General features: G+C 67.6%; 16 protein-coding genes. 9 read left to right on the top strand and 7 right to left on the bottom strand.

The features are described 5' to 3' along the window. The first annotated feature begins 304 nt into the window (after positions 1-304). The 3 genes from FCF25_RS05825 to FCF25_RS05815 are packed head-to-tail and all read left to right on the top strand — an operon-like array spanning position 305 to position 3,089. Entirely contained in the window at positions 305-1,411 is a 1,107-nt protein-coding gene (locus FCF25_RS05825) for a hypothetical protein (RefSeq protein ID WP_137047646.1), read from the top strand. After that, on the top strand, positions 1,408-2,703 hold the full coding sequence (locus FCF25_RS15790) for a signal peptidase I (RefSeq protein ID WP_217353095.1): 1,296 nt from the start codon (positions 1,408-1,410) through the stop codon (positions 2,701-2,703). Before FCF25_RS05825 ends, FCF25_RS15790 begins: the two co-directional genes overlap by 4 nt. Continuing rightward, positions 2,700-3,089, top strand: coding sequence for a hypothetical protein (locus tag FCF25_RS05815; RefSeq protein WP_137047644.1), 390 nt, complete (start codon positions 2,700-2,702; stop codon positions 3,087-3,089). The genes FCF25_RS15790 and FCF25_RS05815 overlap by 4 nt, the downstream gene beginning before the upstream one ends. Positions 3,090-3,205: 116 nt before the next feature. Here FCF25_RS05815 and FCF25_RS05810 read toward each other — a convergent pair whose 3' ends face one another. Together FCF25_RS05810 and folP are read right to left on the bottom strand one after the other, a co-directional pair. Then, positions 3,206-3,919 (bottom strand): 6-hydroxymethylpterin diphosphokinase MptE-like protein, encoded by a 714-nt coding sequence (locus FCF25_RS05810; protein WP_137047642.1) that lies wholly within the window; start codon positions 3,917-3,919, stop codon positions 3,206-3,208. Positions 3,920-4,159: 240 nt separating this feature from the next. Further along, positions 4,160-5,329, bottom strand: a complete 1,170-nt coding sequence (folP, locus tag FCF25_RS05805; RefSeq protein ID WP_137047640.1) for a dihydropteroate synthase — start codon at positions 5,327-5,329, stop codon at positions 4,160-4,162. A 93-nt stretch (positions 5,330-5,422) separates the two neighbouring features. On the opposite strand from folP, the gene FCF25_RS05800 reads away from it, so the two are divergent. The 3 genes from FCF25_RS05800 to FCF25_RS05790 all read left to right on the top strand — a co-directional run bounded on the left by FCF25_RS05800 (position 5,423) and on the right by FCF25_RS05790 (position 7,882). Next, a complete protein-coding gene (locus tag FCF25_RS05800; protein WP_217353094.1) occupies positions 5,423-6,442 on the top strand; it encodes a M48 family metalloprotease in 1,020 nt (339 codons plus the stop codon). Positions 6,443-6,512: 70 nt separating this feature from the next. After that, the gene (locus FCF25_RS05795; protein WP_137047638.1) at positions 6,513-7,115 is read left to right on the top strand and encodes a hypothetical protein; all 603 of its coding nucleotides are present in this window, start codon (positions 6,513-6,515) and stop codon (positions 7,113-7,115) included. Further along, positions 7,112-7,882, top strand: a complete 771-nt coding sequence (locus FCF25_RS05790; RefSeq protein WP_117595208.1) for an RNA methyltransferase — start codon at positions 7,112-7,114, stop codon at positions 7,880-7,882. Before FCF25_RS05795 ends, FCF25_RS05790 begins: the two co-directional genes overlap by 4 nt. Before the next feature lie 6 nt (positions 7,883-7,888). Here FCF25_RS05790 and FCF25_RS05785 read toward each other — a convergent pair whose 3' ends face one another. Continuing rightward, complete coding sequence (locus tag FCF25_RS05785; RefSeq protein ID WP_117595207.1) at positions 7,889-8,329, bottom strand: MaoC family dehydratase; 441 nt, start codon at positions 8,327-8,329, stop codon at positions 7,889-7,891. Between the two features lie 266 nt (positions 8,330-8,595). On the opposite strand from FCF25_RS05785, the gene FCF25_RS05780 reads away from it, so the two are divergent. Further along, positions 8,596-9,831 (top strand): MFS transporter, encoded by a 1,236-nt coding sequence (locus FCF25_RS05780; protein ID WP_137049364.1) that lies wholly within the window; start codon positions 8,596-8,598, stop codon positions 9,829-9,831. Positions 9,832-9,852: 21 nt separating this feature from the next. On the opposite strand, the gene FCF25_RS05775 is transcribed toward FCF25_RS05780, so the two are convergent. Continuing rightward, complete coding sequence (locus FCF25_RS05775) at positions 9,853-10,809, bottom strand: DMT family transporter (protein ID WP_137047636.1); 957 nt, start codon at positions 10,807-10,809, stop codon at positions 9,853-9,855. A gap of 192 nt (positions 10,810-11,001) precedes the next feature. Here FCF25_RS05775 and FCF25_RS05770 point away from each other — a divergent pair, with 192 nt between their 5' ends. Together FCF25_RS05770 and FCF25_RS05765 are read left to right on the top strand one after the other, a co-directional pair. Next, positions 11,002-11,487, top strand: coding sequence for an Lrp/AsnC family transcriptional regulator (locus FCF25_RS05770; RefSeq protein ID WP_117595205.1), 486 nt, complete (start codon positions 11,002-11,004; stop codon positions 11,485-11,487). Between the two features lie 138 nt (positions 11,488-11,625). Then, positions 11,626-11,931: a HalOD1 output domain-containing protein gene (locus FCF25_RS05765; protein WP_117595204.1), complete on the top strand. Its 306-nt coding sequence runs from the start codon at positions 11,626-11,628 to the stop codon at positions 11,929-11,931. 72 nt (positions 11,932-12,003) lie between these two features. Here the strand turns inward: FCF25_RS05765 and gatE are convergent, their stop codons facing one another. The 3 genes from gatE to FCF25_RS05750 all read right to left on the bottom strand — a co-directional run bounded on the left by gatE (position 12,004) and on the right by FCF25_RS05750 (position 15,812). Continuing rightward, the gene (gene gatE / locus FCF25_RS05760) at positions 12,004-13,872 is read right to left on the bottom strand and encodes a Glu-tRNA(Gln) amidotransferase subunit GatE (RefSeq protein WP_137047634.1); all 1,869 of its coding nucleotides are present in this window, start codon (positions 13,870-13,872) and stop codon (positions 12,004-12,006) included. Positions 13,873-14,073: 201 nt separating this feature from the next. Continuing rightward, positions 14,074-14,202, bottom strand: a complete 129-nt coding sequence (locus FCF25_RS15960; RefSeq protein WP_305794154.1) for an HVO_2901 family zinc finger protein — start codon at positions 14,200-14,202, stop codon at positions 14,074-14,076. Positions 14,203-14,405: 203 nt separating this feature from the next. Next, on the bottom strand, positions 14,406-15,812 hold the full coding sequence (locus tag FCF25_RS05750) for an aspartate ammonia-lyase (protein ID WP_137047632.1): 1,407 nt from the start codon (positions 15,810-15,812) through the stop codon (positions 14,406-14,408). Between the last annotated feature and the right edge of the window lie 181 nt (positions 15,813-15,993).

Raw genomic sequence — 15,993 nt, 5'->3', positions numbered from 1 at the left:
TGCGTACCGGTCCGTCTCCGGTCGCCTGTGGATTCGGTTCGGTGTGCCTACCGTCCTCACGGTTCGTCTTCGACGGGCCAAACTATCGGTTAAAGCCGCCGAACCGACCGTTAGCCCGTATCCGGCGGCTCGTACCTATACCGGTTCGCCGCGACGCGATATCCGTGCTCCGTGCCACCGCTCGGAGACCAACCCCACAGCGGTAACGCGACGGTTCGACTCCGTCGGTGGGACTCCCCCGGGGGAACACTATGACGAAGGACGCACGACGACTCGGGAGCGCTTCCCGGACAGGAGCGACGAGATGACCGACGAGCCGGAGGTGAGTCGCCGCCGCCTGCTCGCGGCGCTGACGGCGGTCGGCGCAGCGGGCGGACTCGTCGGGGCGGGAACCGGCGCGGTGCTCGGCGACGGCGAATCCGCGCCGACGACGCTGCTTCGCGGCGGCGAACTCGCGCTGACGACAGGCACGGAGAGCGCCACTCGGCTCTCGTTCGAGAATCTCCGCGACGACGGCCGCGTCAGCGAGCGAACAGTCTGTCTGTCGGTCTCGTCGAACCCGGCGTGGCTCTGGCTTCGGGCGTGTCCGACCACCGACCCGCTGGCGTCGGCGCTCGACGCGACCCTGACGCTCGCAGACGACGAGTTCACGGGGACGCTCGCGGACGTCCTCGAAGCGATCGCCGACGGCGTCCTGGCGACTCGATCACCCGCCCGCCCCGACGAAGAGGTCTGTCTCACCCTCGCCGTCTCGCTGCCCCCTGACCGCAACGGTGTCTCTCCCGGACAAGTTCGCGGTCGGACGCTCGACCTGACGCTCCAGCTCTACGCCGAACAAGCGCGTCACGTCGACTCGACGACGAGTCCGTGGTCCGAACGCTGCGGCGAGACGTCGACTCCGACGCCCGAACCGCCGACCGACCAGAAGGCCATCAGCTTCGTCGCGTTCTGTAGCGACTCCGGCGAGGTCTCGGACGACGCGGTCACCCTCTCGAACTTCGTCGAGAAAGAGCCCGGCGAGGTCGTCGCGCTCACGTGGGAGTCGACCGACCCCGTGAGGTACGTCGTCCTCAAAGCCGGTCAGCGAATCGAGTACTTCGAGTACTCCCCGGCGACGACCGGTCCCGAGTACGTCGAAGTCGGCACCGGAACGCCGGATTCGTCGCTCACCGCCTCACGGCCCTGCCCCGCCGGCTCCAGCGGCGTCAAGTTCGAGTGGAGTGGCGACGAGTTCGTCGCCGAAGGCGGCAACAACGGGGGCGGTGGCAACGGAGGTGGTGGCGGTGGCAATGGTGGCGACGGAAACGGTGGTGGCGACGGAAACGGTGATGGCAGCGGCAACGACGGAGAAGGCAATGGGAGCAGCAGCGGCGACGGGAACAGAGGACGGGGCGACGGAGGCGGCGAATGAACCTCCTCGATGGCCGCTCCCGAAAAGTGCTCAACGTACTCGCGGCGCTCCTCCTCGTCGGCGCAGTCGCCCCGTTCGTCGTCTACGCGGTGCCGCAGGTCGTCGGCGCGGACCAGAGTTACGTCGTCCTCTCGGCCAGCATGTCGCCCGACATCCAACCCGGCGACGCCGTCGTCGTCGGGAGCGTCGCCCCCGAACGGATCGCGGAGGGCGACGTCATCACGTTCCATCGCTCCGAGACGAGCGACACGCCGGTCACCCACCGCGTCGTGGATGTCGAACGGAACGGGGCGGAGCGCCGGTTCGTCACGAAAGGCGACGCCAACGAGGACGTCGACCCGGCTCCGGTCGCTGCCGACGCCGTCATCGGCCGAGTCGTCCTGACGCTGCCGTACGTCGGCTACGTCTCCACGTTCGCCGACACCCCCGTCGGCTTCGTCGCGCTCGTGCTCGTCCCATTCGGATTCCTCGCGACAACCGAACTCCGGGGCTTTCTCCACGCTCGCCGCGGCGACCACGCGGAGACTCGCGCGCCCGAGGACAAAGTGACGAGCGAACGCACTGGCGTCGACGCTGCTTCCGCCGCGTCGTCCGACGACGACTCACCGACCGACGCAACCGAACCCACACCCATGAACGTATCCGATACAGAGACGACTCCGGCCGACCGACCCGACCCGTCCGACCGACTCGACTCGTCCGACCGACCCGACTCGTCCGACTCCGGTATCACGCTGACGCGAGCAGACCTCACCCTCTCTCCGGTGCTGTTAGCCGTTCTCGGCGTGTACGCCGGCTACGTCGGCGTGACCGGCGAGGACCCGCTCTCGGTCACCGTCGCCGCCGGCGCACTCACCGCAGCGCTGCTGTTGCTCCTGGCCCGTCGGTTCGGTCTCGGTGACGCGTCCTCGTCGAGCGAGGGTGGCGGCAACTCGGGCGATTCGGGCGATTCGGGCGACTCGACCGGCGCTGGCGAACTGTCCCTCGCCGGGAGTTCGGAACGCCCCACGGGTACCGATTCCACCGTCGCCCTCGCCAGGGTCCGGCTCTCGTCCGGGGTCGCCGACCTGCCGCGAATCGAGGTCAGCGAGCGCCACGAGCTCTCCGCTATCGCCGCCACCGTCGGCCGACCGCTCGTCGCCGACGAGCACGACGGCACGCTCCTCGTCGTCGACGGCGACGTGCTGTACGCCCACGCGGTGGCCGACGCAGAGCCCGATTCGAGCCTCCATGCGGTCTACGCCGGTGTAGACGCTCCGACCGACGACGCTGCTGCGGAGGTGACGCGGTGAACCGCCCCGGTGGTCGTGTCGTCGCATTCGCCGTGCTGTGTTGCGTGTTCCTCTCGGCGTTCGGTGGCGGAGTCACCTACGCGCTCTACACCGACCGTGCCGACATCGACGTCGCCATCAGCGTCGCCGAGGACGCCGGAACCGACACGCCCGGGCAACAGAGCGGAGCGAGCCTCCCGCCGTCGACTTCGGACGCGACCACTCCCGACGAGGCGAACGCGACGGCCTCCACCGACGAAACAGACGCGGCAACGCCCGACGAGACGAACGCGACGGCACCTAACGGAACCTCCGGAAACGGGGATACCGAGTCGTTCACCGTCGCGGACGCCGATTCGGTCCGGTCGACACCGCTCGCCCGAGGACCGGTCAGCGATTCGCCGTGAAACTCGCCCCGCGAGCGGCCGGCGGACGCCGGACGAACCCGCCCAAACGGTCACCTCGCGGTTCGACTCCGTGCCGACGCTCCGAAGCGCGACGCCTGCTCGTGCTCCGGTATCTGTTACTGCTGGCTCTCGTCGTCGACTTCGCTCTCTGAGGTGAGCGGGTCGAGCGACGGCCGGCGGCCGTCGAGAACCGAAAACCGCTCGCCGCGGCGTCGCTCCAACCAGCCGAGCAGCCGCTCGGCCCACGCGAGCTTCCTCGCTTTCGCCTCGTCGACCGTCGGGTCGTCGAACTGCCAGCCGACGAACGTCAACTCCTCGGCTCCGAACTCGTCGGCCAGAAACGCCGCCCGGTCGCCGTCGGTGAACCCGCCGTAGTCGACGACCGGTCCGACGGGGGCCGCCTGCGTCGTCGCCAGCACGTGCTCCGAGTCGAACCGGGGCACCCACTCGCGTATCGCCGGCCGGTTGTCGCCGTGGGCGTGCGCGGTCACAGCGACGCCTTCTCGGGTCAACTCGCGGGCCGTCTCGGGGTTCTTGTCGAGGTCGGTCACCATTAGGTCGACGGCGACACCGCGGTCGCGAAGAACGTCGGCGGCCGTCGAGGCGGCGAAGACGTAGTCGGCGTCGGCTGCGCGGTCGACCTCGCCGGGAAGCGACGGCGCGGCACCGACGACGGCGACGGTCGCCCCGTCGACGACGCGGAGACGCGACTCGTCGAACGGTTCGGCGAACCTCGCCAGGTCGTCTCGGGCGCGTTCGTCGGCGCTGCGGTCGAAGCCGAAGTCGGCGAGAATCCGCTCGTAGACGGGTTCCCACGTCTCGAAGTTCACGGCTCGCTCCGTCGCGCTCGGGGGCGCCGCTCGTCGGCCGTCGCTGTCGGCGGCGTCACGACTGCGCGGTTTCGGCGGGAGCGGTCGCGGCGTAGGTGGTCGCGGCGTAGGTGGTCGCGGCGTGGGTGGTCGCGGCGTGGGCGCTCACGGCGCGAGCGCTCGGCAATAATAATACGGTATGGGCCGGAGTGGCACCAAGTACCCCTACCCGCGTGCCGTTCCGGCGTCCACTTCTCCGGTTCAGGCGCGTTCGGCATAAGTTTTCTCGTACGTGAATGTCTCCGCTATCTCGGCCAACACCGCGTCGAGCGCCTCCGAGACGCCCGATGCGGCGACCGACGTCCGGACGAGAGCCCCCGGCGTCCCCACGAGCAGCGTCCGACCGCTTTCGCCGCCGACGAGCATCGCCCCCGACTCCTTCGTCGCCGCGACGAGCGCGCCGCGCTGCTCCGGCGACAACGACGCGAACTCGAACACGTTCGAGACGGCATCGGGTGCGGCCCGGGGGTCGCCGCCGACGCGCTCGATGTGGCGGGCGGCCTCCCGCGGCGTCGTCACGTCGAGTTCTTCGACCTCGACTGCGCCCGCCTCGCGGACGCGTTCGCGTTTGAACGCCGCGCCGACGAGCGCCGCGTCGCGCGTCTCCGCGACGTCGTGGGTCCGAATCACGTGTGCGCCGCGTTCGACGGCCATCGACGTGGCCGCGAGGCTGACCGGCAGCGCCTCCTCGGTGGACCGACCGGCGAGTTCGCGCAGGAAGTTCTTGCGGTTGATGGAGACTAAGATGGGTTGACCGAGGCCGCGGAACTCCCGGAGGCGGCGGAACGTCTCGCGGTCGTCCTCTAGTGTTTTCGCCTCGGACCACCCGCCGAACGCCGGGTCGACGATGGTCTTGTCCGTCAGGCCGTTCTGCTTCAGCGCCTCGTAGATGTCGTCGACCTCCTCGACCGCGCCGGGGCGTTCGAGGTCCGGCGGACTCGCCATCTTCGCGACGGCGACATCGTGGGCTTCGCACACCTCGGGCATCTTCGGGTCCGCGAAGCCGCAGATGTCGTTCACCATGTCGAACCCGCGCGAGAGCGCCTCGTCGGCGACTTCGTGGTACCGCGTCTCGATGGAGAACACCGCGTCGCCGGAGACGTGGTCGAGCACCTCGACGGCGGTGTCGAGGCGGTCAAGTTCCTGTTCGGCGGAGAGCACCTCGAAGCGCTTGTTCGCGGATTCGAGGCCGACGTCGACGATGTCCGCGCCCTCGTCGATGAGCGCGGTGTCGACGTAGTCGGCGGCTTCGGCGGCGTCGTCGAAGACGCTCGGCTCGTACGGCGACTCCTCGGAGACGTTGAGCACGCCCATGATTCGTGGCGGATAGTCGTCGCCGATGCCGAGACCGGCGGCGTCCACGTTTCGCATGTCTCCCCCGTAGAACGCCTCCGTGATAGGCAGTCCGGTGTCGGTAGTCGTGGTCGACGACGGAGTTATGATACCGGAATGACCAGTAGACGTATGGACCGGTCCCTCCTCGTTCGCATGGCGCTCGCCACCGTCCTCCTCGGCGTCGTCTCCCTCGCGTTCGCCGCCGCCCTCGTCGCCGGGTTCGCCGGACTTGCGGCGTTCTTCGGTTGGCCGATGGTCGTCGCGCCCGTCGGCGCTGCAGTCGTCCTCCTCGGGTTCGGCGCGCTCGAACTCACGCAGGGCGCACGCGTCGTCCGCGAGGCCGACGCCTACGAAGTCGACGCCGAAACCGCGCCGCGCCTCCACCGCGTCGTCCGCAGCGTCGCCCAGCAGGCCGACCTCCCGATGCCCGCCATCGCCGTCTCCGACGACGATGCACCCGAAGCGTTCGTCACGGGCTACACGGCCGGTGGCGCGACACTCGTCGTCTCGCCCGGGATGCTCCGCGCACTCGACGACGCGGAGCTCCGGGCAGTCGTCGCCCACGAACTCGCGCACGTGAAAAATCGCGACGTTGCGCTGATGACCGCGATTTCGGTGCCGACGGCCGTCGCCAGCCGGTTGCACGAACTGTCGAGCGCGACCAGCGAGCGACTCACCAGCGGTAGCGGCGGTGCAGTCAGAGGTCGCGGCCTCGTCTTCGTCGTCGCGTTTCTCTCGGCCATCGTCGCGCTCGTCGCCGGCCTGTTCTCCTTCGTGGGCCGGTCGCTCATCGCGTCGTTCTCCCGCGTGCGCGAACTCGCCGCCGACCGCGGGGCCGTCGCCATCACCGGCGACCCGGCGTCGCTTGCGAGCGCGCTCGCGTCCATCGAAACGGAACTCGGGAAACACCCGGTCGAAGACCTCCGCAGCGCCCAGAGCGTCGCCGCGTTCACCGTCGTCTCCCCCGAACAGGTCGAACCGGACGACCCCATCATGCTCGGCGCGGAGGGCGACCAACCGGCGACACTGACGTACTACTCGGACCGATACGAGGCGTTCGTCTACCGGACGTTCCTGCGGACCCACCCGTCCGTAAGCGACCGGGTGTCGCGGCTTCAGCAGGCCGAGCGCGAGGTTCAGTCGCAATAGCTCGTGCTCTCGCTCCCCCGAACCGCCGAAGTCACGTGCTTTTTATCCGGCGACCGGCTACCACCGCGTAATGGCGAAAGTCAGCGTCGGACTCCGCGGCTGGCGGTTCGAGGAGTCCGAAATCTTCACCGAGGAGGGAGAGTTCAAACCGCTCGACGAGATTCCGGAGGACCCCCGACAGCGACTCCTCCGCCTGAGTCTGCTCGTCGAGAAACCGTGCCAGGCCTGCTACCTGGTCCACGGAGAGGAGAACGTCGAGCGCTGCCGACAGGCGACGATCGTCTACGGCGAACCGCTGAACGAAGTCGTCCTCTGCGACGAGCACGAGGCGGACCTCCTCTACTGGTTCCGCGAGGCCGGCGGCCGCGAGTTCGTCGGCGACGAGCTGTTCCGCGACGAGTTCCAGGAGTGGTTCGCCGACGGCGGCCGCGCGCCCGACGGCTACGGCGGGATGGAACACGTCGACACCGACCCCGACGACCTGCCGAGTCCCCCCGACGCGAACGAACTCCACCAACGAATCAACGAGGAGTTCGAGGGCGAGCGAATCGACCTGCGCGAGTACGGTCCCGACGCGGACGAAGGCGACGACAACGACGAGGAAGGCGACGACGAACCCGAGGAGATGGACTTCGACGGCGTGGACCTCGGCCAGCAGTACCCGAAGAAATGAGCGGGCGGAAACCGGTCGTCGTCGTCGTCGACCCGAAGACGCCCGGCAACGTCGGCACCATCGCGCGGGCGATGAAGAACTTCGGGCTCTCGGAACTGAAGCTCGTCGACCCCCCGGAACTGCACCGCGACGGCGACGCCTACGGGTTCGCCGGCCACGCCCGCGAGGACATCCTGCCGAACGCCGAGACGGTCGAGTTCGACGATATCGTCGAAAATTACCACACCGTCGCCACGACGGCCATCACGAACGAGGACAGCCGCCGCCACGTCCGCTACCCGTTCAAGACGCCGGTCGAACTCCGCGAGAGCCTGAAAGAGGTCGAGACGCGCACCGCGCTCGTCTTCGGTCGCGAGGGGACCGGCCTCGACAACGGGGAACTGGAGCGGATGGACGAGATCTGTTCGATTCCCGCGAGCGAGGAGTACCCCGTGCTCAACCTCGGACAGGCCGCCACCGTGCTCATGTACGAACTTCGGGAACTGACCGTCGAGGAGACGCAGTTGCCTGACGTGGAGCTGTCGCGCGCGCCCGAGGAGGACATCGAACGCTTCTACGACCTCTTCGGCGACCTGCTCGACGCGACGGGCTACGACGAGCACAAACGCGACAAGACGACGCGGCTGATGCGCCGATTGGTCGGCCGAGCGCACCCGACCGACCGCGAGATTTCGACACTTCTGGGCCTCTTTCGGCGGACGAACCGCCAACTCCGACACCGACGCCAGTTGCTCGAAAAGCACGACGAACCCGACCGCTGGCGATAGCTCGACCTACTCCGGTTTTCGACCGAACATCACCAGTCCGACCATCGAGAACACCTCCTCGCCGTCGCCGTTCAGCGTCGTCGTCCGCACGTGCGCGAGGCCGCGCTCGTCGCTCTCGACGGTCTTCTCCAGCACTTCGTTTCGCAGCGTCAGCACGTCGCCCGGCCGCACCGGGCGGTACCACCGGAGTTCGTCGACGCCCTTCGCGCCCATCGAGGCGGCGTTCGAGAGGAAGCCGTCGACGAGCATCCGCATCGTCATCGACGCCGTGTGCCACCCCGAGGCGATGAGGCCGCCGTACATCGTCTCCGCGGCGCGCTCGGGGTCGACGTGGAAGAACTGCGGGTCGTAGCGCTCGGCGAACTCGATTATCTCGTCTTCGGTCACTTCGTACTCGCCGAACTCGGTCGTCGCTCCGACCTCCAAATCCTCGAAGTAGATGGGCATGTCCGTCCAGACACGCGAGCGGTCCAAATAGTTTTGCGGCGTCCCGTCCCCGACGACGCGGCGTAACCGCCCGGACGGTCGCTTTCGGAGCCGCTGTGGTCGCCGGCGCTCGCTCAGATAGGTGCACTCGCCGACCGCCGCTTCCACAACCGTATTGGGCTGATGCCTCTAACCGTGTGTATGAGTGTGACAGCCTCGGTGAGGTCCGAGTGACCTCGAACCGGTTGGGAGTCGACCCGCAGGTGCTGGCGCTGGCGCTGGCGCGGATGACCGAGTCGGTCGGCAACTCGTTTCTCATCGTCGTGCTCCCGCTTTTCATCGGGAGCGAGTTCGTCACCGGCAACACGTTCGGGCTGACCGAAGTCGCCATCACCGGTATCGTCCTCTCGCTGTTCGGCCTCGTCAACAGCCCGCTGCAGCCCTTTACCGGGCGGCTCTCCGACCGCACCGGCAGGCGCAAAATATTCGTCCTCGTCGGTTTGCTGCTCATCGGCGTCGCCAGTTTCTCGTACTCGCTGGCGTCGTCGTACTGGCATCTCGTCGGCTTGCGCGTGCTCCAGGGAGTCGCCGGCGCGCTCATCATCCCGACCACCGTCGCGCTCGTCAACGACCTGGCCTCGGAGACGAACCGCGGCGGCAACATGGGGACGTACAACACGTTCAGACTCGTCGGCTTCGGCGTCGGCCCCATCGCGGCCGGTGCCGTCGTCTCCGCAGGTCCGTACGCGGTCGGCGCGGGCGGGACGCAGCTTCAGTTCAGCGGCTTCGACGCCGCGTTCTACTTCGCGACGCTGACCGCGAGCCTCAGTTTCTTCCTGATTCTCTGGTTGATCCGCGACCCCGAGAACGTCACCGCGGACGCGTCGCCCGGCGAGGACGGGGGCGCGCTGGACAGCTTCTCCGTGTTCGACCGTAGCGGCCGAGGCGTGCTCGACCCGGTGTTCACGCTCGGCGTCGTCTCCTTCTTCATGGCGGTCGGTATCGCGCTGTTCGCCACGCTGGGCGACATCATCAACACGCGGCTCGACCAGGGGCCGACGCTGTTCGGGCTCCAGTTCGCGGCGTTCGTGTTGGCCCAGATATTCCTCCAGGTGCCGATCGGCCGGGCGACCGACTTCTACGGTCGGCGGATATTCATCCTGGTCGGGATGGTGCTGTTGATTCCGACGACGCTCGTCCAGGGCGTGCTGTACGATCCGTGGCTGATGTTCGCCGCCCGCTTCGGGCAGGGTGTCGCCGGTGCGATGGTGTTCGCGCCGGCGCTCGCACTCGCGGGCGACCTCGCGCCTGACGGCAAGTCGGGGACGACGCTCTCGGTGTTGACGATGGCGTTCGGTTTCGGCGTCGCGTTCGGCCCGCTGTCGGCGGGCTTTCTCGTCTCGTTCGGGTTCGCCGTTCCGTTCGCTTTCGGGGCGGCGCTGGCGGCCGTCGGCGCGGTGTTGGTCTGGACGCAGGTCGAAGAGACCGTGACGACCCGACGGTCGCCGTTTTCGGCCGATTGAGCGGAGCCCCACCGGAGACGGCTAGTCCGCGTCCGGGTACACGTCGCTGGTTGCCGGCACGTCCCGCGTGACGAACTCCCGAAGCGCGTCGCGTTTCAACACGGCGAAGCCGGCGAAGATAGCGACGAAACCGACGACTGCGCTCGTCTCGACGACGTGCCCGACGAGCGCCGCGCTCGCCAGCGTCGCGACGACCGGTTCGGCGTAGCCGACGAGATTTATCTCGGTCGGGCCGGTCCGGTCGAGCAGTTCGAAGTAGAGCAGGAAACCGACGACGCCGGAGACGAACGTCAGGTAGAGAAAGGACGCAACGGCGACCGGGGTGACGTGAACCGCCGACAGCGATTCGCCGCGGAGCGCACCGCCGACGAAAAGCGACCCAGCGCCGAGTAGCATCGCCCACGCCTCCATCGAGACGAGCGGGAGGTCGGAGTCGAACGGCCGGGTCAGAACCGCGCCGAGCGCGAACGAGACGGCGCTGAGGAACACGAGCGCGACGCCGAGCGCCGACCCGAGTTCGAACGCCGTCGGGTCGGGGGCGACGAGCACGACGACGCCGACGAGACCGAGCCCGAGACCGGCGAGTTCGGCGGTGCCGAGGTCGTTCGAGGGGAGGAGCGCGCTCGCGCAGACGGCCGTGAGGATGGGCGTGAGGCTGATGACGACGGCGGCGACGGGACCGGAGATGCGGAGCTCACCGAGGTACAGCAGCCCGTGGTACGCGCCGATGAGGAACAGTCCGGCGATGCTCACGACGAGCCACTCGTCGCGTCCCGAGGGGAGCCACCGGTCGGCCTTCGCGTACGCGTACGCGAAGACGACCGCGCCCGCGACGGCGTACCGCGCGCCCGCGAAGTACAGCGGCGGGACGTAGTGGAGACCGACTTCGATGGCGACGAAGGAGGTGCCCCAGAACGCGGCGAGGAAGGCGAACAACACTGCGGTCGAATGTTGGCGATAGAGCCGGCGAAGAGACATGGATTCGTATCACGTTCGTAATTTACGCTCCTTATTAAATCTGACTACAACAAAATCCCATCCGATAGAACGTGAGGGTTACTGCCGTCGCGGTCGCTGTAGATACCTGCCCCGTGGACCACAATCGTTGGAGAATCGTCCAACTCGCCCCCGTCGGTGGCTACATAGGGTCGACGGTCGAATCGGTTCGCAATGGACGAACGCGACATCACGCTTCTGAAGGCCATCTCCGACCTCGGGACCGGTAGCCCCGAGCGCCTCCACGAAGCGACGGGTATCCCGGTGTCGACGATTCACTACCGGCTGAACAACCTGAAGGAAGACGGCATCATCGAGAACGACCTCTACGACGTCGACCTGGAGAAGTTCGGACTCGGCGTCACCGTCATCGTCGAGGTCCTGGCCGACTACAGCGGGTCGTACGAGGACGTCGGCGAGAAGCTGATGGCGGTCGAAGGAGTCACGCAGACGTACTTCACGATGGGCGAGACGGACTTCATCGTCATCGCTCGGCTGACCGGCAGCGAGATGGTCGAGCGACTCATCTCGGAGTTCGAGTCGATCGAGGAAGTCGACCGGACGAACTCGACGTACGTCATCTCGACGCTGCGCGACAGCCAACGGGTGTTACAGAGTTACAGCGTCGAAACGCTCGTCGAGGAACTCGGCGAGGAGTGACCGCTCCGTTTCCTCGTTTCGCCGTCTCGGCGTTCGGTCGACGTATCGGTTCGCCGAGACGACTCTCTCGAACGAGTGGAAGCAGCCAAATTTGGGGGGATACGCCGGGTTATTTGCCTCGGTTCCGTAACCCGTCTGATGTCGGCACAGAACTACGTGAGCGGTGCTTCGATTCCGAGCGACTACTGTACGCTGTTCAACCCGTGCGTCGACTCCGTCGTCGAAGAGCTCGTCCGGACGGTTTCGGCGCTACGCAACAGCTCTCCCACCGAAATCACCCCGCTGTACACGGCCGTCGACCCCGATGCGCTCGAAACGCTGTTCGGCGAGTCGGCCACGGGAGCGCGACCGAACGGACGAGTCGTCACGTTCGACTACGAGGGGTTCGAGGTAACGGTTCGGAGCCCCGGCTGTATAACCCTCTCCCCCGTCGAGACGGCGTAGCGGACGCGAGCCGACGGACCGGTGAATCGCGGTCGGAACCAAAACAACCGACAGAATCGGGGCGCTCGCGACTCAGGCGCGCTTTTGAATCTCTTCGCGGAGTACGCTGCTCACCACTTCGCCGTCGGCGCGGCCGCGGAGCGCGCCCATCGCTTCGCCCATCAGTCCCGAGAAGGCGGCCATTCCCTCCTCCTCGACCTGTGCTTCGTTACGCTCGACGACGCCGACGACAGCGTCCCGCACCTCGTCCTCGCTCACGCCCGAGAGGCCCGCCTCCTCGACGGCCTCCTCGGCGGACAGTTGCGGGTTCTCCGCCAAGAGGGTCAGCACTTCGTTGACGCCCTCTTTGGCGAGGTCGCCGTCGGTGACGAGTTCGACGACCGCCAGGAGGTGGCCGTCGTCGAGGTTCTCGACGGCTACGTCGTCGCGTCGCAGTTCGGTCACGGTGCTCTCGACCAACCCGGCGACGAACGTCGGGTCCGCGCCGTCGTCGACGGCTCGCTCGAACAGCGGCATCCGGCGGCCGTACGCCACCTGTTCGGCGAGTCCCGCGTCGAGACCGAACTCCGACTGGTAGCGGTCGACCTTCTCGGTGAGCAGTTCGGGCGTCTCGACCTCCGAGGGGTCCGGTTCGACCGGCGGCACGTCCGTCTCGGGGTACATCCGCGCCGCGCCCGGCAGCGGCCGGAGGTAGCGCGTCGTGCCGTCGTCGTTCGCGCCGCGCGTCTCCTCGGGGACACCCTCGATGGCGGCCTCCGCACGCGCCGCGGCGGCGTCGATGGCGAGGTCCGCGGTCTGAGCGTCGGCGGCGACGATGGCCACCGCGTCGTCGGGCTCGGCTCCCACGGCTTCGCGGAGCGCTTCGACCTCCTCCTCGGTGACGCCGTAGGCGGGCAGTTCGTCGGTGTGGAAGATGCCGCCCGCGCCGTGGCGCTTGGCGTGGTCCGACAGTTCGGTGCCGAGGCGGCGGTCCGGCTGGAGTTCGCGCCCGACGAGGCCGTCGAAGCCGGCGAGTCGAACCCCTGTGACCTTTCCTCCAGAATCGAGCGCGCCGCGAATGACCCCGGAATCGCTGTCGGCGAACACGTCGGTCACGTCCTGCGGGTCGCCGACGCGGGCGTCTCGCTCCTGTAACTCGTCGCGAATGGCGAGCAGTTCGACCTGTCGGCCGACCTCGTTTCGGACGATGTCGTCGATGTCGTCGAGGCTCTGGACGCCCTTCATCTCCACGCGCGCGCCGTCGGCGATGGAGACGTTGACGTCCTGTCGAATCGTGCCGAGCCCGCGCTTGACTTTGCCCGTCGACCGGAGCAGCATCCCGATGGTCTCGGCGGCTTCCCGCGCCTGCTCGGGCGAGGCGATGTCCGGTTTGGTGCCGATTTCGACCAGCGGGATGCCGAGGCGGTCGAGGCCGTAGAGCACGCCGTCGTCGCGCTCTTCGATGCGCTGGGCGGACTCCTCTTCGAGCATCAGGTCCTCGATGCCCACCGCGTCCTCGCTCGTCTCGATTTCGCCGTCCTGGGCGACGAGCGACGAGCGCTGAAACCCCGAGGTGTTCGACCCGTCGACGACGATTTTGCGCATCACGTGAACCTGGTCGACGACCGACATCTCCATCAGTTCCGCGATCTGCATCACCACGTCGAGCGCTTCGCCGTCGAGTTCCGCCGGCGGTTCGTCGTCCTCCTCGACGAGACAGGTGGTGTCGTAGGCGAGATACTCGAACTCGCGGTCGACGCGGCTCTCCTCCAGCGCCGCCTCGTCCATCTCGCCGAGTTCGCTCCGCGTGGGGTGGAGATAGCGCGTGAACGTTCGCGTCGCCTCCTCGGGTTCGCGGCGCACCGTCGGCGAGTCGCAGAACAGCTTCGTCGCGGTGTCGAGCTGCTGGTGAATCTCCAGCCCCGCGACGAGGCCGAGCTCCTCGTAGTCGTACTCCGTCATTGTCTCTCCCTGTGCGCGGGGGGCGTAAAAATGGTTCAGTCTCCCGTCCGCGGAGCGTCGTCGGAGGCGCCCTCTCGGTGGTGAGGAGACGGGGAGAACGTGAGTGATGAGAGCGTCCGGCACGGGCGGGGTCGCCCGCTGCCGACGTTTCGAAGGGCCGCAGTGGGGCGTTCTCGTGGCGATGCGGTTTGCGAGGCGCGCTCAGGCGCGCCGAAGTCCCTCGCCGAGTCCTTCGGCGTCGCAGTCGTCCTCCGGGCATCGATAGTGCCAACCGTCTCGGGTGGCCTGACCCTCCGGGAACTCGGCTCCGCACTTTCGGCACAGCAACATGTCGCGGCCCTTCGACTCGCGTAGGACGTTCATCCCGACCATGACGGGAAAATCACGCGCACACCCCATCAAGATGTCGCTTTTCGCCGGTTTCGTGACCCGTCGGCGCGTCGTGTCGCCGTCTGCTGATTTCGCCTCGGCGACACTGTGTCACGCGCAGTCAGCTGTCGTTCACTAACGAGAACCGAGCCCGTTTCGCTCGTTCAGTCGTCGCCGAGGATGCCTCGGTGGGTCATCCTCTCGGGGTCGAGCACCTCGTCGGCCTCCTCCTCGGTGAGGTACCCCTCGTCGACGGCGACTTCGCGGACCGTCTTGTTCTCCGCGAGCGCTTTCTTGGCGACTTTCGACGCCTTGTCGTAGCCGATGGCGGGGTTGAGCGCCGTCGCCAGCGCCATGCTCCGCTCGACCTGTTCGGCGGCGTACTCCTCGTTGGCTTCGAGTTTGCGGACGAACCGGTCGGCGAACACGGTCGCCGAGTTCGACAGCAGCGACGCCGATTCGAGGAAGTTGTGGGCCAGTACGGGTTTGTAGAGGTTGAGGTCTATCTGGCCCTCCGCCGCACCCGCGGCGACGGCGGCGTCGTTGCCGACGACCTGCTTGTGGACCTGGTTGACGGCCTCGGCGACGACCGGGTTGATTTTACCGGGCATGATGGAACTGCCGGGCTGGTTCTCGGGCTGCTCTATCTCGCCGAGGCCGTTTCGCGGACCCGACGCGAGCAGGCGGAGGTCGTTCGCTATCTTGTTCATCGAGCCGGCGACCGTCCGAAGCGCGCCGTGGGCCTCGCCCATCGCGTCGTGGGCGGCCTGCGCCTCGAAGTGGTCGTCGGCCTCGCGGAACTCGACGCCCGTCTCCTCGGCGATGTACGCCGCGGCTTTCTCCGGGAACTCGGGGTGCGTGTTGAGACCCGTCCCGACGGCCGTACCGCCGAGCGCCAGCTCCGAGAGGTGTTCGCGGGTGTGTTCGACGCGGCGGATTCCCTTCTCTATCTGGGTACGGTAGCCGCCGAACTCCTGGCCGAGGCGGACCGGCGTCGCGTCCTGCAGGTGCGTTCGACCGGTCTTGACGACGCCGTCGAACTCCTCCTCTTTCTCGCCGAGCGCCGTGGCGAGCTCCTCTAGCGCCGGAAGCAGGTCCTTCTCGACGGCTTCGAGCGCCGAGACGTGCATCGCCGTCGGGATGACGTCGTTGGAGGACTGTCCGTAGTTGACGTGGTCATTCGGGTGGACCTCCCGAGAGCCGATCTCCGCGCCGACGAGTTCGGCGGCGCGGTTGGCGATGACCTCGTTGGCGTTCATGTTCGACGACGTGCCGGAGCCGGTCTGGAACACGTCGACGGGGAACTGGTCGTCGTGGTCGCCGGCGATGACCTCGTCGGCGGCCTCGACGATGGCGTCGGCTTTCTCCTCGGGAATCAGTCCGAGGTCGCGGTTCGCCTGCGCGGCCGCCTTCTTCACGACCCCGAGCGCGCGGACGAATCGTCGCCCGAAGGTGATGCCCGAGATGGGGAAGTTCTCCACGGCGCGCTGGGTCTGTGCGCCCCAGTAGGCGTCGGCCGGTACCTGCATCTCGCCGAGGCTGTCCCGCTCCGTGCGGTAGTCGTCGCTCATGGTCGCCCCCACGTAGACTGAGGCGTAAAAGCCACCGGTACCGGACGACACGCGCGCGAACCGATAGAGCCGTTCTCCGACCATCTCGCGGGTCTCGACGCCCGACGCCTGCCGGTCTGCGAGACGCTCGGACACCGTTACAGGTTCGCTAGACGGTCAGTTATCACACGTGATAACAATT

This window comes from Haloprofundus sp. MHR1, assembly GCF_005155585.1.
GTDB lineage: Archaea > Halobacteriota > Halobacteria > Halobacteriales > Haloferacaceae > Haloprofundus > Haloprofundus halophilus.
Note: the sequence above shows the minus strand (reverse complement) of the source record. Positions and strands in the feature narration are given on the sequence as shown.

Bases quoted from the DNA above. Each gene is read 5' to 3' on its own strand.
- FCF25_RS05825 (WP_137047646.1), top strand. From the start codon at position 305: ATGACCGACGAGCCGGAGGTGAGTCGCCGCCGCCTGCTCGCGGCGCTG.
- FCF25_RS15790 (WP_217353095.1), top strand. From the start codon at position 1,408: ATGAACCTCCTCGATGGCCGCTCCCGAAAAGTGCTCAACGTACTCGCG.
- folP (WP_137047640.1), bottom strand. From the start codon at position 5,329: ATGCGAAACGTGGACGCCGCCGGTCTCGGCATCGGCGACGACTATCCG.
- FCF25_RS05800 (WP_217353094.1), top strand. From the start codon at position 5,423: ATGGACCGGTCCCTCCTCGTTCGCATGGCGCTCGCCACCGTCCTCCTC.
- FCF25_RS05795 (WP_137047638.1), top strand. From the start codon at position 6,513: ATGGCGAAAGTCAGCGTCGGACTCCGCGGCTGGCGGTTCGAGGAGTCC.
- FCF25_RS05790 (WP_117595208.1), top strand. From the start codon at position 7,112: ATGAGCGGGCGGAAACCGGTCGTCGTCGTCGTCGACCCGAAGACGCCC.
- FCF25_RS05785 (WP_117595207.1), bottom strand. From the start codon at position 8,329: ATGCCCATCTACTTCGAGGATTTGGAGGTCGGAGCGACGACCGAGTTC.
- FCF25_RS05780 (WP_137049364.1), top strand. From the start codon at position 8,596: ATGACCGAGTCGGTCGGCAACTCGTTTCTCATCGTCGTGCTCCCGCTT.
- FCF25_RS05775 (WP_137047636.1), bottom strand. From the start codon at position 10,809: ATGTCTCTTCGCCGGCTCTATCGCCAACATTCGACCGCAGTGTTGTTC.
- FCF25_RS05770 (WP_117595205.1), top strand. From the start codon at position 11,002: ATGGACGAACGCGACATCACGCTTCTGAAGGCCATCTCCGACCTCGGG.
- FCF25_RS05765 (WP_117595204.1), top strand. From the start codon at position 11,626: ATGTCGGCACAGAACTACGTGAGCGGTGCTTCGATTCCGAGCGACTAC.
- gatE (WP_137047634.1), bottom strand. From the start codon at position 13,872: ATGACGGAGTACGACTACGAGGAGCTCGGCCTCGTCGCGGGGCTGGAG.
- FCF25_RS15960 (WP_305794154.1), bottom strand. From the start codon at position 14,202: ATGTTGCTGTGCCGAAAGTGCGGAGCCGAGTTCCCGGAGGGTCAGGCC.
- FCF25_RS05750 (WP_137047632.1), bottom strand. From the start codon at position 15,812: ATGAGCGACGACTACCGCACGGAGCGGGACAGCCTCGGCGAGATGCAG.